The sequence below is a fragment of the Corynebacterium halotolerans genome, assembly GCF_050107895.1.
GTDB classification, from domain to species: Bacteria; Actinomycetota; Actinomycetes; order Mycobacteriales; family Mycobacteriaceae; genus Corynebacterium; species Corynebacterium halotolerans_B.
On sequence record NZ_JBNILW010000004.1, the window covers coordinates 176,436 to 197,979 of the forward strand.

A 21,544-nucleotide genomic window follows, 5' to 3' on the forward strand; every position below is an offset into this window, starting at 1 on the left:
CTCCATGAGCGGGATCAGCGACAGAATCCGGGAGTTCACCAGGCCCACCGGCGAGGAGACGGTGATGACGGTCAACTATCCCCGGCCCCGGCTGCGGGTGGGGGTGAAGGAAGCGGCGGTGGCCGCAGTAATTGTGTTGGTGGCGGTGGCCGCGTGGCTCGTATTGCGGGGTGGAGCAACGCCGGAGACGGTCACCGGGGATCCTGCTGCCGGCCCGCCGGCGGAGGTGCTGGCGGCCGTCACCGGCGACCCGTCGGAGCAGCTCCCGGTGTCGGGGTCTGCGGCGGCCCCCACCGCTGCCCCGGGCACCCAGGGTCATGCACAGTCATCCGGAGTACCCGAGGAGGTGGTGGTCAGCGTGGTCGGGGCTGTCACTCATCCAGGGTTGGTCACCCTCGAGCCGGAGGCCCGCGTGGCTGATGCCCTGAGCATTGCGGTGCCGCGGCCCGAAGCCGTGCTCACGCCCCTCAACCTGGCCCAGAAACTCAGCGACGGCGAGCAGATTCTGGTGCCGGTGGAAGGAGAGGAGCCACCAGCTCCAGCCCCCGGTGGGGAGCCGTCTCCCGCACCCGGGGATGCCGGAGATACCGCAGGGCCCGTCTCCTTGAACACCGCGGACGCCACCCAGCTGACAATGCTCAACGGAGTGGGGGAGAAGACCGCGGCAGCGATCATCAGTCACCGGGAGGAGATCGGCAGTTTCACCGATATCGGGCAACTCCAGGATGTCAAGGGCATCGGTCCCGCGAAGTTCGATGACCTCAAGGACCAGGTCACGCTGTGAGAGAACTCCGCCTGGTCCCGGCTACGATCCTGGTCTGGGCGGTCACCCTGATCATCCTGCTCACCCGGGAGGTGGCGGTCACGGTACCGCTGATAGCGGTGGCGGTCATCGGCGCGGTACTCATCGGCCAGCCCGGCCACGCCGTGCTGTCGGGAACGGTTGCGACGGCGGCCGCCACGGTGACCGGCCTGCGGTTGCGGGCGGTGGAGACTCACCACTTCGGGGACTACCTGCGCGGGGTTCTGAGCGCCCCGGCCACGCGGGTGTCCGCGGACACCTGGCTGTTGCGCATCCGGACGCAGGGGTACCCCGTTCCGGTGCCGACCCTGCTGCGTGGGGAATCGCCCCCGGATGCTGCAGTAGCTGGGGCGGAGGTGGCGGTGCCGCTCGACGTCTCGGAGTCAGACCGGCCCGGTCTGGGGGAGGTGCTGGCAAGTACCACGTCGGTCGAAGTCATCGGGGAGGTCACCGGTATGGCGGCGGTGGCGGCCCATGTCAAGGAGAAGTTCGCCGCTGCTGTGCAGCAGCACGTGGGGGAGACCTCGCAGGGACTGTTTCCCGGGATGGTGCTCGGTGACACTTCCCTGCAGGACGAGACCGAGACACAGCTCTACCTGGACACGGGGTTGTCGCACCTGTCCGCCGTCAGTGGGGCGAATGTCGCGATCGTGACCACAGTGGTGGTGCTCGCCTGCCGGCTGCTCACGCTCGGTCCCCGAGTCCAGACCGTGGCCGCGGCTGGGGCGCTGCTGGGGTTCGTCGGGTTGGTGGGGTTGGAACCCAGTGTGCTGCGGGCCGCCGTGACTGGGCTGGTCGGCCTGCTCGCGGTGATCAACTCGGCGCGGATGGAACCGGTCCACGGTCTCTGTCTGGCGATCATCGTCCTGCTGCTCTACGACAGCGACCTGGCAGCGGCCTACGGTTTCGCCCTCTCTGTTGCGGCCACCGCCGGAATAGTGGCGTTGAGTCCCCTGCTGGTCAGGGCATTGGCTCCCACGCGGTGGCCGGAGATTCTGGTGCGGGCACTGGCGGTCGCGATTGCCGCGGACATGGTGACCATGCCGTTAGTCGCCATGATGGCCGGTCGGGTGTCGCTCGTTTCGGTGCTGGCCAATGTGCTGGCCAGCGCGGCGGTTGCGCCGGTGACCGTGCTCGGGCTCCTGGCTGCCGGGCTCTGCCTGTTGCCCGGGGGTCTGGAAGTGATGCCGCTGAAGTTGGCGGAACCGTGCACCTGGTGGATCCACCATGTGGCGCAGTGGTGTGCTGGCCTGCCCGCCGCCACGATCCCGACCCCGACCGGCTGGCAGGGGCCGGTCTGGGTGGTCCTCTGCTGGGGTTGGGTGCTCGCGGCACTGGTGGCCGGGCATCCGGTCAAAGTGACCCTCACGCTGGCCGGGCTAATGCTGGGTTCTCTCGTCGGGGGATGGCTGGGGGAGGCGGATCGTGCTCCGGCGATTCCCCTCGAGCAGTTGACCACGCACGTGGTGGTGTCCGAGGCCATGATCAATCCGGTGCCTGTCGGGACCGAGGTGATCATCGTGACGGACTCGTCGGGCTCGCCGCGGGATACCCCGTCCGTGACCCGGGACGGCATCCCCGTCCTCTATCCGCACCGCGACGGCCCCGTCACCCTCCACTCGGACGGACGGCAGCACGCCGGGGACGGCCGGTTTTGAGCAGGTGTCCTGGAAGGACAACGGGTGCATCGTCCGATTTTCGGAGTGTGGCACGATATAACCATGAGCAACACCGTGGCACCGGTCCATCTGATCGAGGGCGGCGAGGAATTCCTCGCCGAACGGGCCAAGAACGCCATCATCACGCAGGTCCGGGCCGCCAGCCCCGAGGGTGAGGCCCTGCCGGTGACCACCATGCGCGCCGGGGAGATCACCGGCTCCGAGCTGCTGGAACTGCTCAGTCCCTCGCTCTTCGGTGAGGACCGCGTGATCGTGCTCACCAACACCGACGAGGCGGGCAAGGAACCGGCGGAGCTGCTCCTGAAAACCGCCCTGGACCCCGCCCCCGGCATCTTCCTCATCATCATGCACTCCGGCGGGGGCCGAACCAAGCAGTTGGTGCCGAAGTTCCGCAAGGTGGCCGGCCAGGTGCATGAGGCACAGGAGCTCAAAGACCGGGAGCGGCCCCGTTGGGTGACCAGTGAATTCCGGAGTCACGGCGTTCAGGTCACTCCGGACGTGGTGCATGCCCTGCTGGAAGGGGTGGGCTCCGATCTCCGGGAGCTGGCCTCGGCCGTCAGCCAGCTGGTCTCCGACACGGACGGAAACGTCACCGCCGCGACTGTCCGGGAATACTATGCCGGGGTCGCCGAGGTCTCCGGTTTCGATATCGCCGATCTCGCGGTGGCGGGCCAGCTGGACCGGGCGGTGGCCAGCACGCGGCGGGCGTTGCAGTTGGGCACCTCCCCGGTGGCGCTGGCGGCGGCACTGTCCGCCAAGGTCGGCGCCATCGCCCGGCTCTATACGTCCCGGGGGAGCGACTCCCGCCGGTTGGCGGGCACCCTCGGGATGCACCCGTTTGTGGTGGAGAAGACCACCAAGGTGGCCCGCGGCTGGAACGGCGAGGCGGTCAGTGACGCCGTGATCCTCGTCGCCGAGCTCGATGCCGCGGTGAAGGGGCAGGGCGGCGACCAGAACTACGAGATCGAGGCCGCGGTGCGGAAAATCGCTGAGCTGGCACAAAAATAGGTCGGCGTCTGCGTCACCGGGAGAGTATGCCTCATGCCCGTACGGGGCCGCGGGCACACGTAGGATACTGCCATGGACAACACCCAGAATCAGCCCACGGAGATCCCTGACGATGTTCAGGAACTGGCGAACAAGATCTTTGAACTGTCCCGTACCCCTGGCCAGGAGGCCGCCGAGACCCTCGGCGCCTATGTCGACCACGGCGTCAACGTGGATCTGATGAACCATGAGGGCAACAGCCTGCTGATGCTCGCCGCCTACAACGGCGCCACGGAAGTGCTGGCGGCCCTGATCGAGCGCGGCGCGGACGTCGACAAGCTCAATGACCGGCACCAGTCGCCGTTGGCCGGTGCCATCTTCAAGAAGGAAGACGCCGTGATCGACATGCTCCTCGACGCCGGCGCCGATCCGATGGTGGGCCTGCCCACGGCCGTCGACTGCGCGAAGATGTTCGCCCGCACTGACCTGCTCGACCGTTTCGGCGTGGCGGAGTGAGCCTGAGCCAACTCGGCGCGCTCGTCCTCATGAACCTGGTCGGGGTGGTCACCCCCGGCCCGGACATCTTCCTCATCACCCGGTTCGCCACCAGGTCGCGGCGCCATGCACTGGCCGCCACCCTGGGGATCCTCACCGGTCTGCTCTGGTGGGCCACGCTGACTGTCGTCGGCGCGGCTGCACTGCTGACGGCCTACCCGGCTCTGCTGGGGCTGATCCAGATTATCGGTGGTGCGTGGTTGCTGTGGCTGGGGCAGGGCATGCTGCGCAGTGGTATCGCGCAGCTGCGCAGCCACGATACCCGGGTCGACGACGTTGCGGCGGTGTTCGGCACTCCCTGGCAGTCCTACCGGCAGGGGGTGGCCACGAACCTGTCGAATCCGAAGGTGGTGCTCTTCTTCGCTGCGATGATCGCACCCCTGCTGCCGCCCAACCCGGGAGTGGCGGTCTCAGCGGTGGCGGTACTGGCCATCATCCTCAGCGCCGGCGCCCTGTTCAGCGTGATCTCATTGGTGATCAGCACCCGGTTGATGCGGACCCGGTTGTTGCAGGCAGGCCCGGGCATCGACGCGGCCGCGGGGGTGTTCTTCCTGGTGGCGGCCGTGGTTCTCATCTGGAGCGGAATCGCGGAAACGCTGGGGTAGGGCAACGGGCAGCCGTGACTATTCCCGCATCGGCGTGGAGAAATCCTCGATGACCTTCGGTAGTGAGGCGTCGAAGCCCACGATGTCGAGCATGCCGCAGTCCGTGGGGTCGGCGATGCTGAATTCGGTGGCGGCCAGCGCCACGACGATCAACTTGGCCGGGATGCCGGAGGCCTCCCGGTACTCGGCCAGGGCTTGCCACGGGTGAATGTCACCGAACCGAGGCTCATTGCCGGTGTACACGACGAAAGTGTCCACCGGAATCCGGTTCTCCAGGGCGAAGAGCATCGGTCGCGCACAGTCTATGGGGCCAGCCGGCAGGTCGAAGGTCTGCAGCATGTCCCGCAGACTCTGCTGCGGCGTTATCCCGGTGACCGGGACCAGGGTGCGGGAAAAGACCGTGACCAGCGAACTAGGGTGCGCCGCCAGACTCACCTTCACCAGGGCCGCCGCGGCTTCGGAGCAGGTCAGGCCGCCCGCGGTGGGGGAAGACATCGCCTCCGAGACGTCGACAGCGTGCAGGGTGCGTCCCCTGGTCGGGGGAAGTGACCCGACCGTGAGGTGGAAGGCCCGGTCCAGGGCGTCGACAAGCGTGGCATGGGCACCCGGGGTCCGGGCGTAGGCGCGCTGCGCGAGCAATGCCTGCAGGGGATGGATCCGCGCCTGCCGCAGCCGCTCCGGGTCGGTGATCCGGTCAGTGACGAGTGCGGCGTAGTGCTCGTGGTCGAAGTCGTCTGGAAAGGGATCCGTCGATGGTTGCTCCCCCTGGAGGCTGGTGGAGCCGAAGATCCCCGCCGTGGTCAGCTGCGGCAACGCCCGGAGCAGGGCCGCCGGCGGGAGACGGTCGGCGTCCAGCAGCGCAGCCCAGATCCCACGGTCGTGCAGCGATTCCGGCGGCAGCATCCCGGGGGAAAGCTGCGAACCCTCCGCCCGGATCAGCGCCGGGAGGTCGGCGTCCGGCTGCCGGGCAGCCATGAAGTCCGCGATCACCCGCTGCGGCTCATTTTTCGTCCTGCCGGTCACCGCCCAGCGCAGCACCTCAGCCTGGGCGGGATCGTCGGAGCACGTGTGCGCCAGAGCCAGGACGTCCTTGTGGGCCCAGCCCTCGTGCTGCCGGTAGGTGACCACCCGGTGAGCCAGGCCGGCGGTGTCCTGGGTGAGGTACCAGTCCGATACCGCCCGCCTTACCTGTCGGCCCCAGCCGCGTCTCGCCTGAAGATGGGTCAGGAACTGGAACAGGTGGGTCGGTGTCCGGGCGACGTCCGCGAGCTTGGACAGTGCATGGGCACGGACCCGGGGATCCTCGGCTGCCCCCGCCACGGCGAGGGCGAACAGCGCCTGGTCGTTCTTCGGTGCCCGGCCGCTGACAGAGACATCGACGATCTGGTCGACGGCGGCGGTGCCCCGGGCCATAAGCTCCCCGACGATGACCTCTGCATTGTCACCGGTCAACTGTTGCGGGGAGACATGGTAGGTGCCGGTCGCGGTGCCCAGGACCAGGAAGCGGTCAAAGCGCTGCTCCCCGCTGACCGTGAAGGTGAATTCGCCCGTCTGGTTTCCCCGCTGGCGGGGAACCACCCGTTCTGACTGGGGGATGATGCGGTTGACGAAGTTCCGCAGAATCCTGGACACGTGACACTCCTCTGGTTGCGGGGATGGCGTGAGCACAGCCGGACTGTAATGATCAGATGAAACGGCAACCGGGTGGGCCCGGCTTCGGGGAAGCCGGGCCCACCCGGAACCCAGGACGTGTGGTGACGGTCAAGCGCCTGGCGGCAAGTGGAAACTGGGGTGCACCGACAAAAGGTCGGAGAGTCCGTATCCTTCGGCCCGTCTGACGCTGAGAATAGAGGAAGAGAATGTGTCCCGCAACACATTTTCAGAAGTCAGGGGCAGGACGAGGTCCCGGCGCATCCGAATGGAGGGTAGAAAAACCTCACCCCCGGCACCGGCGGAACCGGTGGCGGGGGTGAGGTCGTGGGTCCGAAGAACCAGGCGGCGGTGAAGCTTAGGCCATCTTGTTCAGAGCGGAAGCCATGTTGGACTTCTTGTTGGCGGCGTTGTTCCGGTGGAACACGCCCTTGCTCACGGACTTATCCAGGGCGCGGGAAGCGGTGCGCAGCTGAGTCTCGGCAGCGGTCTTGTCGCCTTCGGCGACAGCGGCACGGAACTTGCGGATCTCGGTGCGCACGGCGGCGCGGACAGCCTGGTTGCGCTGGCGTGCCTTCTCGTTGGTGAGAACGCGCTTCTGCTGGGACTTGATGTTTGCCATCTTGGAATACCTCTTGAAATTGAATGACTGGTGTAGTGAAACCACCGGCCGGACCTGTCCCGGTGCCACGAAAACTCATGCGGCACCTCGACGCGGGTGTTCGATGAGCGGACCCAAGGTCCTGACCGCCCCGACCCGCGCGCCCGGAAAGTGAATATCAGACGGAACTCTAGCAGCTGCTCAGGTCGACACCAAATGCCGGGTGGTTCAGCCCCAGGCGTAGCGGTTGCGCAGCTTATTGGCCACCCGGTCGAAGCGGCGCCGCGGGAAGATCGCACCCTGCCGGCGGATGCCCAGCTCAGAGACCTCGACGATGCGGTCGATGCGCAGCCAGCACTGTCGGCCGGAGGCGTCCCACTCGCCGGCGCCGATATCCATCCAGCCTTCTTCCCCGTCGTGCTCGGGGTTCGGCGAGATCAGCAGCCCGAGAATGGTGTGCCGGGTACGCCCCACCACCAGCAGGGCCCGCTCCCGCAGCGGTCGGTCCGGGCCGTCCGAGGGGGCCCAGATCCACACGACTTCACCGGGGTCGGCCTGGCCGTCCATGTCCGGCGCGTAGAAGATGCTGCGCACCATCTGGTCCGTCGGCTCGACATTGATCGCGGTGGCCGCCCGGACCTCCTGGTCGTCGTGGTCATTGTTCTTCAGGCCCAGGCGATTGTTGAGGCGTTGGAGCCCCACCTCAAGGGGGCTCTCCGAGGGCAGGGGCATCCGTGAGCGCAACCTCCGCTTCGCCTTCATCAGGAGGTTGTTGATTCCGTTCTTGAGCCCCATTGCTCATCTACCTTGTCTTGCTCGGCATGTCACGATTGTCATCAGGACCGTGCTTAACCCAGTCTCGCATACCCGCGAGTACCGTCATCTCATATCATCGTCCCGCCTTCGAAAAATGTGACAAGTGTGTCTTTTGCGGCCCCCGGTGACGAGTACCGCCGTCCTGGGGATTGGTCGGGACGATGATCACGGCCAGGTCGGGGTAGACACCCCGGAAAACCCGTCCGAGCTGCCGGTTAAGCAATGGCCACGCGTCGGGTAGGGTTGTCAGGGATATCTAGAAAGGTGCCGCCACTTACATGACCACCAACTTTGCGGAGAAGACGTTCACCGATCCGGACCGGATCCGTAACTTCTGCATCATCGCGCACATCGACCACGGAAAGTCGACGCTCGCGGACCGCATCCTCCAGCTCTCCAACGTCGTCGCCGCGCGTGACATGCGCGACCAGTACCTGGACAACATGGACATCGAGAGGGAGCGGGGCATCACCATCAAGGCGCAGAATGTGCGCCTGCCCTGGGTGGTGCGCTCTGGCGAGCTCGAGGGTGACGAGATCGTCATGCAGATGATCGACACCCCCGGCCACGTGGACTTCACCTATGAGGTCTCCCGTGCCTTGGAAGCCTGTGAGGGCGCGATCCTGCTGGTCGACGCCGCGCAGGGCATCGAGGCGCAGACGCTGGCGAACCTCTATCTGGCCATGGAGAATGACCTGGAGATCATCCCGGTCCTGAACAAGATCGACCTGCCGGCCGCCGACCCGGAGAAGTACGCCCTGGAGATCGCCAACATCATCGGCTGTGAGCCGGAGGAGGTGCTGCGTGTCTCCGGCAAGACGGGAGAGGGCGTGCCGGAGCTGCTGGACAAGGTCTGCGAGCTGATCCCGGCCCCGAGCACCGACGCCCCGGCCGACGCCCCGGCCCGCGCCATGATCTTCGACTCCGTCTACGACACCTACCGCGGCGTGGTCACCTACATCCGGGTGATGGACGGCAGGCTCACCCCGCGCCAGAAGGTGCGGATGATGAACACCGGCGTGGACCACGAGATCCTCGAGATCGGTATCGTCTCGCCGACCCCGAAGAAGTGCGAGGGGCTCGGCCCCGGCGAGGTCGGCTACCTCATCACCGGTGTGAAGGACGTGCGCGAGACCAAGGTCGGCGACACCGTCACCTGGGCGAACAAGGGAGCAGAGGAGCCGCTGCGCGGCTACGCCGAACCCAAGCCCATGGTCTACTCCGGGCTGTTCCCGATCTCCCAGGAGGATTTCCCGGCGCTGCGCGACGCCCTGGACAAGCTGCAGCTCAACGATGCTTCGCTCTCCTTCGAGCCTGAGACGTCGGTGGCGCTCGGCTTCGGCTTCCGCTGTGGCTTCCTGGGCCTGCTGCACATGGAGATCACCCGTGACCGGCTGGAACGCGAGTTCGACCTGGACCTGATCTCCACCGCGCCGTCGGTGACCTACCGTGTGGTCGCGGAGGACGGTACCGAGATGCACGTCCACAACCCGGCGGACTGGCCGGGCGGCAAGTTGCGCGAGATCTACGAGCCGATCGTGAAGATGACGCTGATCGTCCCCTCAGAATTCGTCGGCCCCACCATGGAGCTGTGCCAGTCCAAGCGCGGTCAGATGGGTGGCATGGACTACCTGTCCGAGGACCGTGTGGAACTGCGCTACACCATGCCGCTCGGTGAGATCATCTTCGACTTCTTCGACATGCTCAAGTCCCGGACCAAGGGCTACGCCTCCCTCAACTACGAGGAGGCCGGCGAGCAGGAGTCCGATCTGGTCAAGGTGGATATTCTGCTGCAGGGGGAACCGGTGGACGCGTTCTCCGCGATCGTCCACCGCGACCATGCCCAGGGCTACGGCAACAAGATGACCGTCAAGCTCAAGGAGCTGATCCCGCGTCAGCAGTTCGAGGTGCCTGTCCAGGCGGCCATCGGTTCCAAGATCATCGCGCGCGAGAACATCCGCGCCCTGCGCAAGGACGTGCTGTCCAAGTGCTACGGCGGTGACATCTCCCGTAAGCGCAAGCTCCTGGAGAAGCAGAAGGCCGGTAAGAAGCGGATGAAGTCCATCGGCTCGGTCAATGTGCCGCAGGAGGCCTTCGTGGCCGCGCTGTCCACGGATGACGGTGGCAAGTAGCCGGCTATCCGACACCGTATCGTCCGAACCCCTGCAACCCGTCGGGTTGCAGGGGTTTATTTGTTCCGTTGGTCCCGTTTCGCTGTTGTCTTCCTGCCGGATAAAGGTCTGTGCAGCAGGGAGGTGCGCTAGTATCCCATTCCGAGAAGAAACTGAAAGTGGAGTGGGAGAAAACTGTGAAGAAATTTTTGACGGGCATAGGGGCAGGGATCATGGGCATCGGGGCGCTGGCCAGTCCGGTCTCCGCGCAGGAGGTGCCTGGATTGAGTTCGGTGGAGACCACCATCGATAGCGTTCAGTTCCCGGCATTGCCTGGTTCTTCCGCGGAGGGTGTCACCGACCAGGCAGCAGCAGTCGTCCGGAACTCTATTCCGCAGGAATTGATCCCGGACGCCGCCTACGCTCTGTTCCCCTGGCTCGCGCAGTCGAGAGCCCCGGCTCCTGCCCCGACTCCGGCACCGACCCCGGTGCTGCGAAACTGCAGTCCGACCTCAACGCCAGAGGTACGACCCGGATTCATCATCCTCTACTGCGGGGACGCGCATTCCACGCTGGGAAAGATCACCTGGCACAGCTGGGGGATTGACGGGGCTTCGGGCACTGCCCGGCTCGGGGAGAAAACCTGCGTCCCGAGCTGTGCTGAGGGTGGGTTCACTTACCGCACGGTAAATTTCACCCTCGGTCGCGTGGAGTGGCACGGCGGTGAACCCCGCTTCACCCGCGCTTATCTCGAAGGCCGCGAATACCGGATCGACTAGCAGCCACCGCCTCACGACTGCGCCTCCACCGTTATCTTCCTGCTGCCGGACGGCCCGGCTGTCTTTGTGAGCTGGCTGCGGGGATTATCTCCAGTCCACTGCTGACACGCACGCCGTTGTACTCGAGTCGGGTATCCGCCGTCAGCGGGGGAGTGGGCCCCGCGGCCGGAAAGGTTTCCCGCCGCAGCCGGTCGGGAACAGGTTTCTCGTGCTGCCAGTCGATGTGCATTGAGTTCAGCGGCCCGGTCCGGAGGCCCCTGTGCCACAGCGAGCCTTCCACGCCGTCTGAAGGAGATTCGTTCACCAGAATTCTTATGGCTTTTAATTGATACCTACAGTTCACGGGCCACGACACCGGTGGGAATTCATCGCTATGCTCGGGTGCCACACATCGAGAATCCCGATGAAAGGTGTTGAAATGTCCACTGACCCTCGCACCATCTACCCCAAGGTCGACCCGCCCAAGCAGATCCAGCAGGAACCCGGCCTTGACGTGAAGCTCGACCCCCTGGCCGATATCGGCGAGGAATCCTATCAGGGCAACGGCCGCCTCAAGGGCCGCAAGGCTCTGGTCAGCGGTGCTGACTCCGGCATCGGTGCCGCCGTGGCCATCGCGTTCGCCAGGGAAGGCGCGGATGTGGCGATCGCCTATCTGCCGGAGGAGCAGCCCGACGCCGACCGCGTCGTCAAGGCCATCGAGGAGGCCGGTCAGAAGGCTTTCGCCTTCCCCGGTGATTTCAAGGACGCCGATTACTGCCGCGAGCTGGTGGAGAAGTCCGTCGAGGCGCTGGGTGGCCTGGACATCCTGGTCAACAACGCCTCCCGCCAGATCTGGGCGGATGGACTGACCGAGGTCAAGGACGAGGAATTCGACAAGACCATGCAGGTCAACCTCGGCGGCAACTTCCGGGTGACCAAGGCGGCTCTGCCGCACCTCAAGCCCGGTGCCTCGATCATCTTCACCACGTCCATCCAGGCCTACCAGCCCTCCCCGACGCTGCTGGATTACGCCATGACCAAGGCCGCGTTAAACAACCTGTCCAAGGGCCTGGCCACGGCACTGACCGGAGACGGTATCCGCGTCAACGCCGTCGCACCGGGACCGATCTGGACCCCGCTGCAGCCCAGTCACGGCCAGCCCCAGGAGAAGGTCCAGGGCTTCGGCCAGCAGGCCCCGCTGGGGCGCGCCGGTCATCCCGTGGAGCTCGCCGGTGCCTACGTCTTCCTGGCGTCCGATGAAGCCAGCTATGTCTCCGGTGAGACGCTGGGTGTCACCGGAGGTACGGCGACCCCCTAACCACCTTAAACACGCACCACCGCCGGGCTCACCGGCGCGACAAGCGGCACCCACCCGGCCGGTGGGTGCCGCTTCCGCATGCTCCGGCCCCTGGCTGAAGGCCGCGGTAAGACCGGGGTGGGGTGGCGGGGTCCATTGAGGTTAGGATGACCTTCATGAGCCGTGCGCTAGTGCGGCGCCGGGGCCCCACCCGGCATCAGTGCGGAAGGACCAGATGAACGAACACCCCGGTACGTCGGCGAGCACCGGCGGGGCCATCCTCACCCGAAGTCTGCGGCGGCAGTGGCGGCTCTCGTTGTTCGGTGCCGTTTTCCTGGCGCTCTGGCAACTGAGCGAGGCGCTGGTGCCCGTGGTGATCGGTCTGGTCGTGGACCACGCCGTACTCCCGCTGGACCTGCGCGCCCTGGTGGTCGGTCTGGCCGGGATGATTCTGTTGTTCGTGGTCCTGAGCTTCTCCTACCGGTTCGGGGCACGGGCGCTGAACAAGGCGGTGGCGCGGGAAGGGCACGCCCTCCGGGTGGAGGTGGCCACGCATGCGCTGCACCACACCGACGCCGATGATCTCATCCCCGGGGAGGTGATGTCGCGGTCCACCGCGGACGCCGACGCCACCACCCGTGTGTTCGACCAACTCGGTACCGGCGCCGCAGCCCTGGCGGGTTTCGCCGGCGCCGCCGGGTATCTGCTGCTCACCGACTGGGTGATCGGGCTGCTGGTGCTGGTGATCGCGCCGGTGATTTCTGCGGTGGTCACCTACTCGGGCACGGGGATCTCCGCCCGCAGCGCCGCCCAGCAGCAGGCGGCCGCCGAGGCCGGGGCCCGGGCCGGTGACATCGTCGCCGGGTTGCGCGTGCTCAAGGCGCTGGGCGGGGAGCGGTGGGCCAACCGTACCTATCACGCCGCCTCGCAGACCACGGCCACTGCCGCGATCCGCACGGCCTCCGCCACCGGCAAGGTGGCGGGCATCGGGGAATTCGCCGTGGCCGTCACGCTCGCGGCGGTGCTGCTGCTGGCCGGTTGGCGCGTCGTCGAGGGTGATCTGGGGGCCGGTCAGCTCGTCGCGATCGTCGGCGTCGCGGTATACCTCTCCGAGCCGATCCGCCTGCTGGGCAACGCCATCGCCGAGGCCGCCACCGCCCACGGCGCGGCCGAACGGATCGCGGAATTCCTGGGCCGGAAGACACCGCCGCGCACCGGCGGAGTCACGGTGACCGGTGGAACCGTGGTGCTCCCCGAGCTCGGCCTGGATATACCGGCGGGAAGCCTGTGCGTGATCGACCCGGGTGACGCCGCCGGCCGGGACCGGATCCGGAACGCCCTGTCCGGGGACGTGCCGGGCGCGTTCATCGACACCCGCCCCGCAGCGGCGTACGCCACCGGCCCGGCCGGGGGACTGCTGCTGGCACCGCATGCCGCCGACATCTTCGAGGGCACGCTGCGCTCCAACATCACGATGGGCCACGACCCCGCCGCCGAGGTCTCCGGGGCGGCGCTGCGGGCCTCGGCGGCCCTCGACGTCGTGAATGCCACGCCCGAGGGGCTGGACCACCGGGTCCGCGAGGCCGGCTCGAACCTGTCCGGCGGGCAGCGCCAACGTCTCGCGCTGGCCCGTGCCCTGCACACCGACCCGCAGGTGCTGGTGCTGGATGACCCGACCAGTGCGGTGGACTCGGTGACTGACCACGACATCGCCCGGGGCGTGCACAAGGAGCGCCGTGGCCGCACCACCATCGTGCTGAGCAGCTCCCCGGCCTTCCACCGGGTGGCCGATCTGTCGGTCCGGCTAGCCGGGAAAGCGGGGGACACCGATGAGTGACCTGCTCCCGCGCGCCGGGCGGAAGCGCGCCTTCCGCCACGCCTTCGGCGCCCTGCGCCCGTACCGCCTACGCCTGACCGGCGTGGTGGTGCTGGGGCTGGTGGCCGCCGTGGCCGGCCTGGTCGGCCCCTGGGCCGTCGGAAGGCTGGTGGACATCCTGCTGCGCACCCCGGATTTCGACGCCGTGCTCCGGCATGCCGCAGTGATCGTGGGGTCCGGGGCGGTCGCCGGGCTGGGCACCTGGGCGGGCGCCGTCCTGCTGGCGAAAGCCCTGGAACCGGCGATCGCCGGGCTCCGGGAGGAGGTGCTCGGTGCCGGACTGCAGCTGGACACGCAGACGGTGGAGGAAACCGGCCGCGGTGACCTGGTCTCCCGCATCGCGGATGATTCCCGCGAGGTCTCGCAGGCCGCCACGACGGTACTGCCGCTGGTGGTCAGTTCGTTGTTCACCGTCGTCGTCTCCGCTGTGGGCATGACCTCGGTGGACTGGCGGCTCGGTCTGGTCGGGCTCGTGGCCGTCCCGCTGTACTGGAGCACCCTGCGCGTCTACCTGCCGCGCTCCGGCCCGCTGTACCAGCGTCAACGCGAGGTCTTCGGGGTACGCACCCAACGACTGCTCGGCGGCGTCGAAGGGGCGGCGACGCTGCGCGCCTACGGAGCCGAGCAGACCGAACTGCGGCGCATCGACGCCGCCTCCGCCACCGCCCGTGACCTCATCATCCGGGTGTTCCGCTTCCTGACCTGGGCGTTCAGCCGCAATAACCGGGCAGAGGCCGTGGTGCTGGTCCTCCTGCTAGGCACCGGTTTCCTCCTGGTGCGCGCCGACGCCGTGAGCGTGGGCGCCGTGGCCACCGCAGCGCTGATCTTCCACCGACTCTTCGGACCGCTGGGCACCCTGGTCGGCATGTTCGACCGGGTGCAGTCCGCCGGCGCCTCCCTGGTGCGCATGGTCGGCGTCATCGACACCGCTGCGGCGCGGCCAGAGGGGCAGCACCATGACACGGATGCCTCCCGGGGACTGGACCTGAGGGGCATCACTCACCGCTACGACGCGGAACGCGCCGTCGTGGCCGATGTCGACCTCATGATCGCCCCCGGCGAGCACGTGGCCGTCGTCGGTTCCACCGGGGCCGGAAAATCCACCGTGGCGCTGATCGCGGCGGGGCTGCTCACCCCGTCGGAGGGCACGGTGAGGATCGGCGGAGTGGACATGGGGGAGCTGGCCACCACTGCCCTGCGGGAAAAGGTCTGCATGGTCAGCCAGGAGGTGCACTCCTTCCGCGACAGCGTGCTGGACAATGTCCGCATCGCCGTCCCGGACGCCCCCGATGAGCGGGTCTGGGCGGCGCTGACGGCGGTGGGGGCCGATACCTGGGTCAGAGCGCTGCCCCGGGGCGCGGACACCCTGATCGGCGACGGGGGCCACCGCCTGACCGGCGTGCAGGAACAGCTGCTGGCCCTGGCACGGGTGGCGCTGGCCGAGCCGGAGGTGGTGATCCTGGATGAGGCCACCGCCGAGGCCGGATCCGGTGGGGCAGCGCAACTGGATCGCGCGGCCGCCGCCGTGACCAGGGACCGTTCCGCTCTGTTGGTGGCGCACCGGCTCAGCCAGGCGGCCCACGCCGACCGGATCGTGGTGATGGAGTCCGGCCGCATCATCGAATCCGGTACCCACGGCGAGCTGCTCGTGGCGCAGGGGCGCTACGCGCGGTTGTGGCAGGCGTGGCAGCGGAGCTGACGCGGGAGCTAGACCGAGATCTCGAATAACCGGCCACCGCGTTTGCGGGCCTTGACCACCAGGGCGGTGCTCACCCGGGTGGCGGTGCCGTGCCACAGCGAGTCCGAGAGGAAGCGGTACAGCGACTTCTGGTCGGGCAGGGTCACATCGACCAGGAGCTGGTACTCCCCGGCGATGGCGGCGGCATAGCGGACCTCGGTGAGCGTGGCCAGATGGGTGCCAATCTGATCGACCAGCTGCGGGGCCGCCTGCACCCAGAGCTGTGCCTCAACCGGCAACCCCATCAGGCCGGGCTCCACCAGGGTGCGGATGGTCATCCGGGTGTTGCGTTGCAACCAGTCCAACCGCCGGGAAACGGAGTTTTCGCTCAGGCCCACCAGGCGCGCCAGGGACTCGAAGCTTGCACGGCCGTCCTTCTTGAGGGCCTGGATCAGGACCCGGTCGGTGTCGGTGAGATCGTCCCGGTATTCCCACTGTGCCCGGTCCGGGCCGTAAGGGCCGGTCAGCGTCTGCTCCTCGGCGGCGGTGAGCACACCCGCGCGCCAGCCACGGATTGTCTTGAAGTACTTGAGCACCGGGTGGGTGGACAGCCGTGCCACCCCGGGGGCGGCCGGGAGCTGCGTGGTCAAAATGTCAGTGGGATCGCCGTTATAGTGCACCTCCGACACCACGTCGGCGGGTCCGGTGGTCAGGTAGCTGTAGGCGGTGTCCGGCCGTTGCGCCAGGGATTCACAGGTCAGGCGGGAGGCCCCGGGCGTGCAGGAGAAGGCGGCCACCAGGGCACTGGCCCGGTTCTCGATGCCCGCCACCGTCACGTGTCCCTGCGCCAGCAGTGACGCCCCGTGTCGGGCGACGGTGCGCTCCGGTTCGTCGAGCGCACGGGCGATCCTGCGCCAGGGCGCACGACCATCCACCTGCAGAGCGCCGATGATGCGGCGTTCCAGTGGATCCAGGGGGCTGTTCGTGGGCACGGGGGTTCTCCTCATCGCAGACTGCTGTGCCGATTCCGCTGTCTCAGCAGTTGGAATTGGCTGAATACCACGATTATGCCCCTGCTCCCAGCCTGTTTCGGTGAAATACGTCAAATTTCTGGCTGTTCCTCCGACACCTTGCTGAAAGAGATGGACATCACACAGAGTTGGTTGTCGAGCGTCATTGCACATCTGCTGGTTCCAGCCAACCCCTCCAAGGAGGCATCATGCCTGATCCGATCCTGCTCGCCGCAGGAGATCCGGCCTCGACCGACATTCTGTCGTTAGCCAACTCCCCGGTTCTGTGGCTCTGTGCGCTGGGGGTCTTCGGGGTCATATTCATCCAGACCATCCTTTACGTCCGGGCCGCCCGCACGGCCGCGGACGGCGTGGAGATGCCGGCGCGGGAACTCAAGGAGGCCTTCCGCGCCGGGGCCGTTGCTTCGGTCGGCCCCTCGCTGGCCGTCGTGCTGGTCGCGGTAGCGCTGCTCGCGCTCTTCGGCACGCCGGCGGTGCTGGTGCGCATCGGGCTGATCGGTTCGGTCCAGGCGGAGACCGGCTCAGCCAGCCTGTCGGCGGCCACGATGGGGGCGGAACTGGGTGGGGACTCCTACACCCAGCAGGTCTTCGCCGTCGCGTTCATGGCGATGACCCTGTCCGGCGGAATGTGGATGCTGTGCACCCTGATCCTCACCCCGATCCTCAAGCGTGGCGGGAAGACCCTGGCCAGCCGCAACCCCGTGGCTATGGCCCTGATCCCCACCGCCGCCCTCCTCGGCGCCTTCTCCGCGCTCACCATCGCCGAACTACCCAAGTCGGGTGTCCACGCCAGCCTGATCTTCGTCTCCGCGGGCGTGATGGCGCTGTGCCTGTTCCTGTCGAAGATCCTGCACGTCACCTGGCTGCGGGAATGGGCGCTCGGCATCGCCATCCTCGTCTCACTTGCCGTCGCCTACTTCCTGCACACCGCAGTCTGATCCCCGGAGAGGACCTCCCATGGCCATCATGTCCCAGACCCCGACCACCATCACCGACTCCACGCGTGCCGACGCCGCGATGGCACGCTTTGAATCCCAGACCAGCCGCTACGGCTCCCTGACCATGCTCGCCGGTCTGCTCTTCTCACTCGCCGGGCCCATCTACCTCGTCTTTTTCAGCGGCCTGGAGATCACCGCGGGCATGGTGTGGCTCGCCTTCCTGGCCGTGGCCGCCACCTTCGGCGTGCTCTGGCTCGTAGAACCGCTGACCTACTTTCCGATCCTGGGATCCGCGGCGATGTACCAGGCCTTCATGATCGGCAACATCTCCAACAAGCTCCTGCCCGCCGCCATCGTCGCCCAGTCCGCCATCGGGGCGAAGCCAGGAACGAAGCGCGGTGATCTCGCCGCCGTCATGGCGATCGGGGGCGCGGCCACCGTCCACCTGACCAGCCTGCTCATCTTCGTCGGCGGCCTGGGGACCTGGCTGGTCAGCGTCATTCCGCAGGACGTCGTCGAAATCGCCCGCCTGTACATCATGCCTGCGCTGATGGGGGCGGTTCTCGTGCAGGCCGTGGTGTCCATGCGCAACGTGCGCGCCACCGCCGTCGCCCTCGCTCTGGCGGTCGGCGTGCAGTTCCTCGTGGTGCCGCTGTTCCCTGCGCTCGGCATGTTCGCCACCGCGGTCGTGGTCATCGCCTCGATCCTCGTCAACTGGCTGGTGCGTGCCCGCGGGAACCGACCCGCAGTTCCCGACGAGGCGGAGCCCGCCCCGGACCGCGAACCCGCCCACTCCTGACACCCACCCCACCAGAAAGGACCCACCATGATCACCACCACCGTCTCGCCCGCACTCTCCGAGAACCTGCTCGCGACATACCTGCACCTGCACGCCCACCCGGAGCTGTCGATGCAGGAGCATGAGACCGCCACCTTCATCGAGGCCGAGCTCACCGAGATCGGGCTCGAACACTTCCGGTGCGGCGGAACCGGGGTCGTCGGCATCGACCGCAACGGCGACGGCCCCGTCGTCGCTTTCCGTGCCGACACCGACGGCTTGCCCATCCAGGAGGATACGGGAGCGGAGTACGCCTCTCAGGCGACCGGCACGCTGCCCGACGGCCGGGAGGTGCCCGTCATGCACGGCTGCGGGCACGACACCCATGTGGCCGCGGCACTGGGCGCGGCGCGGCTGATGCGGGAACGCGAGGCGGAGTGGTCGGGCACCATCGTCTGGATCTTCCAGCCCGGGGAGGAGACCGCTGCCGGGGCGCGCGCCATGGTCGACGACGGACTGTGGGACCGGGCACCGCAGCCCGAGGTGATCTTCGGCCAGCACGTCTTTCCGTTCCCGGCGGGAACCGTGCGACTGACCCCGGAAAACGCGATGGCCCTGGCGGATTCGCTGCGGGTGACCATCTACGGTCGCCAGGCCCATGGCTCGCAGCCCCAGGACTCCGTCGACCCGATCGTGCTCGGCGCGCACATGCTGACCCGACTCCAGACGATCGCGTCGCGGGAATTGTCCCCATTGGACCCGGCGGTGGTGACCTGCGGAACCTTCAACGCGGGCCTGAAGGAGAACATCATCCCGGACCGGGCGGAGTTCACCCTCAACATCCGCACCCTGACCGGAGAGGTGCGGCATCAGGTGCTGGCGGCAGTGGAGCGGATCGTCAAGGGCGAGGCCGTGGTGGCGGGGGCACCGGAACCACTGATCGAGGAGCTGTACACCTTCCCCCGCATGTACAACGACCCCTCCCACACCGAGCGGGTCCGACAGGCCCTGATCGGGGAGCTGGGGGCGGAGAACGTCGCGGTGACCCCACCGAAGATGGGCTCGGAGGACTTCGGGTGGCTGGGTGACAGCATCGGCGTGCCCTACGTGTTCTGGATGTTCGGCGGAGCCGACCCGAAAGATCCGGCACCGGCCGGCAACCATTCCCCGCACTTCCTGCCCGTTCCTGAACCGACGCTCAGCACCGGCGTGCGGGCGATCCTGGCCGGCCTCGGGGAGTACCTGGGGGTGTAACGCACCAGGGAGACGTCGGCAAGCCCCACAGGAGAGCGGTACCGTGAGGACGTGACTGATTCGGTGATCGATCTCTCCGCCCGTCGGCACCTCCGGGACCGGGTACTGCTGACGCTGGAGTGCCGGGCCGCCGCGGAACCGATCGTCCGGGAATTCCTGGTGGACACCACCCTGCCGGCGGTCCAGGTGATTGACCTGATGGCCGTCGGCCTCGGTCTTGCTCCCTCTCCCACGACCCTGCTCGAACTGCGCCGACGGGGCGGCGCGCCACGCTACGCCGGACGTGCCATCCACCACTTTGACCACGACGGACTGTGGGATGTGACGGACCGGCACTTTTCGGAGGTGGTGGAGGCGGCGACGAACCTGGCCGCCGACCTCTGGATCGACTTCCGCCCCGGCAGCGGCTGGGCCTTCCGGATCGCCGTCGCTCCGCCGCGCCCCATAGCTGCAGGCCCCACCCACAGCCCGTTCATGCCGGTCGACCCGGCGGCTCCGCTGCTCACCCTGGACGTCTCTCCGCCGGTGTTCCAGGCGTTCCAGCAGGCCCGGGCGGGGCAGCCGATCCCACCGCCGTTGCGTTCTGCTCTCCTACGCGACGGAGCAGGGGAGCACCTGGCGGAGACCCGTCCCCTGGACGCGCCGGGCCTGGTGCACGTGTACTTCCGGATGTCCGCCAACAAGGTGGCTTTTCCCTGGTTCGGGCTACTGGAGACCTATGTCACCACTTCTGAGCTGCCGGGGCCACGGTTGGGTCTGATCGATTACCTGGTGCGGCACGGTTCCATGAAGCTGCTGAAGAACGGCCGGATAGCAGTGGCGGACACCCGCCGACTGGTCCGGGAGAGTGAAATCTACACGTCCTTGTTCGAGTCAGCTTACGGTCCGGGGGAGGACCCGGACATGCTGAGCAACTCTGATGAGGTTCCGCTGCTCGCCGATGCGCTGGCGACCCTGCTGAACACACCGTTGACACGCCCGGATGGACAGCGGCTCGTCCTCGACCCGGACTTCCATGTGGAGCGCAGACTCGGACCGGACAGCAGCTACCTGATCGACGCGGGTGAATTCCTGATCATCGACATCCTGACGGGGAAGATCACCGGGGACGGTGGGCGGGTCAACTATCCGTGGCCGGAGCATATTCTCCGCCCCGCCGAGAACGCCCGGTTCTCGCCCACCCTCGCCCCCGATGATGTGAGACACGACAATTACGTGGACGAGCCAAAGGTGGCGGCCTTCGTCCGGGCCAAGGCGGAACGACTCCCGGGCATACCGGAGTCAGCCCGCGGACGGGCGAAGACGGAGCAGGGGCTGGTTCTGAGCATGCAGCAACTCCTGGCGGCAGCCGATGCCCGCGACCGGGAGGAATGGTCCTTCCCCGGGCTCAACGGCGACGGGGACGCCTTTCCGGAGGAACCACCGGCATCGGTCTTCGGTTTCGGGTCACCGGAGGAACTGGATCCCGCGCTTCTGCCTGGTCGGCGGGCTACCCAGGCAGAACGGGACTTCAGCGGTGAGGTCCACCACATGGAATTCGCGATCACTCTCAGCGGTGTGGACGTCCCCGTCGCCCGCGTGATGCAGCTGCCGGTGGCCTTGGATGCGCAGACCGGTATGCAGCTGATGCTGCTGTTGTTCGGGTGGAAGCTCAACCACCTCCATCACCTCTCACTGAACCAGCCGGGCACCATCGACGCCGGACATCGGATCGGGATCTACCCACACTTGTCCCATGTGGAGCCATTCACCAACTTTTTCTGGGGCGACAGCGTGGAACTGGGGCAGGTACTTGTTCCCGGCGGAGCGCGGGTGACCCTGGAATACGATTACGGCGACGGCTGGGAGATGGTGGTCGATGCGCGGAAGGTCGTGCGGCGAACCGCCGGGGCTCATGTCGTGGAGGCCACGGGGGCCTGCCCGCCGGAAGGCGTCGGTGGCCCGGATGGGTACGCGCAGCTCCGCGAGATCCTGACCCGGGGACCGGAGCGGGCGGCGCGAAAGGACCCCTCCCTCGGACTGGAATGGGCGCGGGAGCTGGCTGAGAGGTGGCAGGGTCTGAACCTGGACACCCCGCAGTTCGGACCGGGTTCCTACCCGCTGCAGCTGCGGTAGTCGGGGAGGGGGA

General features: G+C 67.4%; 18 protein-coding genes. 14 read left to right on the forward strand and 4 right to left on the reverse strand.

The window, feature by feature from the left end; all coding sequences use genetic code 11:
- The first annotated feature begins 4 nt into the window (after window positions 1–4).
- From ACQCVD_RS06080 to ACQCVD_RS06100, 5 genes are all read left to right on the forward strand, one after another.
- Window positions 5–784, forward strand: a complete 780-nt coding sequence (locus ACQCVD_RS06080; RefSeq protein ID WP_426822821.1) for a ComEA family DNA-binding protein — start codon at window positions 5–7, stop codon at window positions 782–784.
- Window positions 781–2,460: a ComEC/Rec2 family competence protein gene (locus ACQCVD_RS06085; protein WP_426822822.1), complete on the forward strand. Its 1,680-nt coding sequence runs from the start codon at window positions 781–783 to the stop codon at window positions 2,458–2,460. Before ACQCVD_RS06080 ends, ACQCVD_RS06085 begins: the two co-directional genes overlap by 4 nt.
- Before the next feature lie 63 nt (window positions 2,461–2,523).
- Window positions 2,524–3,489: a DNA polymerase III subunit delta gene (gene holA, locus ACQCVD_RS06090; RefSeq protein WP_426822823.1), complete on the forward strand. Its 966-nt coding sequence runs from the start codon at window positions 2,524–2,526 to the stop codon at window positions 3,487–3,489.
- Window positions 3,490–3,561: 72 nt separating this feature from the next.
- Window positions 3,562–3,984 (forward strand): ankyrin repeat domain-containing protein, encoded by a 423-nt coding sequence (locus ACQCVD_RS06095; RefSeq protein ID WP_426822824.1) that lies wholly within the window; start codon window positions 3,562–3,564, stop codon window positions 3,982–3,984.
- Window positions 3,981–4,628, forward strand: a complete 648-nt coding sequence (locus tag ACQCVD_RS06100) for a LysE family translocator (protein WP_426822825.1) — start codon at window positions 3,981–3,983, stop codon at window positions 4,626–4,628. The genes ACQCVD_RS06095 and ACQCVD_RS06100 overlap by 4 nt, the downstream gene beginning before the upstream one ends.
- An 18-nt stretch (window positions 4,629–4,646) precedes the next feature.
- Here the strand turns inward: ACQCVD_RS06100 and ACQCVD_RS06105 are convergent, their stop codons facing one another.
- From ACQCVD_RS06105 to ACQCVD_RS06115, 3 genes are all read right to left on the reverse strand, one after another.
- Window positions 4,647–6,260, reverse strand: coding sequence for a TROVE domain-containing protein (locus ACQCVD_RS06105; RefSeq protein ID WP_426822826.1), 1,614 nt, complete (start codon window positions 6,258–6,260; stop codon window positions 4,647–4,649).
- A gap of 376 nt (window positions 6,261–6,636) precedes the next feature.
- Window positions 6,637–6,900, reverse strand: a complete 264-nt coding sequence (gene rpsT / locus ACQCVD_RS06110; RefSeq protein WP_426822827.1) for a 30S ribosomal protein S20 — start codon at window positions 6,898–6,900, stop codon at window positions 6,637–6,639.
- A gap of 207 nt (window positions 6,901–7,107) precedes the next feature.
- Complete coding sequence (locus ACQCVD_RS06115) at window positions 7,108–7,674, reverse strand: type II toxin-antitoxin system PemK/MazF family toxin (RefSeq protein ID WP_426822828.1); 567 nt, start codon at window positions 7,672–7,674, stop codon at window positions 7,108–7,110.
- A gap of 299 nt (window positions 7,675–7,973) precedes the next feature.
- Between ACQCVD_RS06115 and lepA the strand changes: the two genes are divergently transcribed.
- The 5 genes from lepA to ACQCVD_RS06140 all read left to right on the forward strand — a co-directional run bounded on the left by lepA (window position 7,974) and on the right by ACQCVD_RS06140 (window position 15,436).
- On the forward strand, window positions 7,974–9,827 hold the full coding sequence (lepA, locus tag ACQCVD_RS06120; RefSeq protein WP_426822829.1) for a translation elongation factor 4: 1,854 nt from the start codon (window positions 7,974–7,976) through the stop codon (window positions 9,825–9,827).
- Between the two features lie 176 nt (window positions 9,828–10,003).
- Complete coding sequence (locus ACQCVD_RS06125; RefSeq protein ID WP_426822830.1) at window positions 10,004–10,585, forward strand: hypothetical protein; 582 nt, start codon at window positions 10,004–10,006, stop codon at window positions 10,583–10,585.
- Between the two features lie 418 nt (window positions 10,586–11,003).
- Window positions 11,004–11,882 carry an SDR family oxidoreductase gene (locus ACQCVD_RS06130; RefSeq protein WP_426822831.1) on the forward strand — a complete coding sequence of 293 codons (879 nt, stop codon included), beginning with the start codon at window positions 11,004–11,006 and terminating at the stop codon, window positions 11,880–11,882.
- Window positions 11,883–12,096: 214 nt separating this feature from the next.
- Window positions 12,097–13,698, forward strand: a complete 1,602-nt coding sequence (locus tag ACQCVD_RS06135) for an ABC transporter transmembrane domain-containing protein (RefSeq protein ID WP_426822832.1) — start codon at window positions 12,097–12,099, stop codon at window positions 13,696–13,698.
- A complete protein-coding gene (locus ACQCVD_RS06140) occupies window positions 13,691–15,436 on the forward strand; it encodes an ABC transporter ATP-binding protein (protein ID WP_426822833.1) in 1,746 nt (581 codons plus the stop codon). Before ACQCVD_RS06135 ends, ACQCVD_RS06140 begins: the two co-directional genes overlap by 8 nt.
- 8 nt (window positions 15,437–15,444) lie before the next feature.
- On the opposite strand, the gene ACQCVD_RS06145 is transcribed toward ACQCVD_RS06140, so the two are convergent.
- Complete coding sequence (locus ACQCVD_RS06145; RefSeq protein WP_426822834.1) at window positions 15,445–16,407, reverse strand: Lrp/AsnC family transcriptional regulator; 963 nt, start codon at window positions 16,405–16,407, stop codon at window positions 15,445–15,447.
- Window positions 16,408–16,634: 227 nt separating this feature from the next.
- Here ACQCVD_RS06145 and ACQCVD_RS06150 point away from each other — a divergent pair, with 227 nt between their 5' ends.
- Genes ACQCVD_RS06150 through ACQCVD_RS06165 form a run of 4 tightly spaced genes read left to right on the forward strand, consistent with a single transcriptional unit; the run spans window position 16,635 to window position 21,531 of the window.
- On the forward strand, window positions 16,635–17,384 hold the full coding sequence (locus ACQCVD_RS06150; RefSeq protein WP_426822835.1) for a DUF5058 family protein: 750 nt from the start codon (window positions 16,635–16,637) through the stop codon (window positions 17,382–17,384).
- A gap of 19 nt (window positions 17,385–17,403) precedes the next feature.
- Complete coding sequence (locus tag ACQCVD_RS06155) at window positions 17,404–18,183, forward strand: hypothetical protein (protein ID WP_426822836.1); 780 nt, start codon at window positions 17,404–17,406, stop codon at window positions 18,181–18,183.
- Between the two features lie 27 nt (window positions 18,184–18,210).
- Window positions 18,211–19,416, forward strand: coding sequence for an amidohydrolase (locus ACQCVD_RS06160; protein WP_426822837.1), 1,206 nt, complete (start codon window positions 18,211–18,213; stop codon window positions 19,414–19,416).
- 51 nt (window positions 19,417–19,467) lie between these two features.
- On the forward strand, window positions 19,468–21,531 hold the full coding sequence (locus tag ACQCVD_RS06165) for an IS1096 element passenger TnpR family protein (protein ID WP_426822838.1): 2,064 nt from the start codon (window positions 19,468–19,470) through the stop codon (window positions 21,529–21,531).
- The last annotated feature ends 13 nt before the right edge of the window (window positions 21,532–21,544 follow it).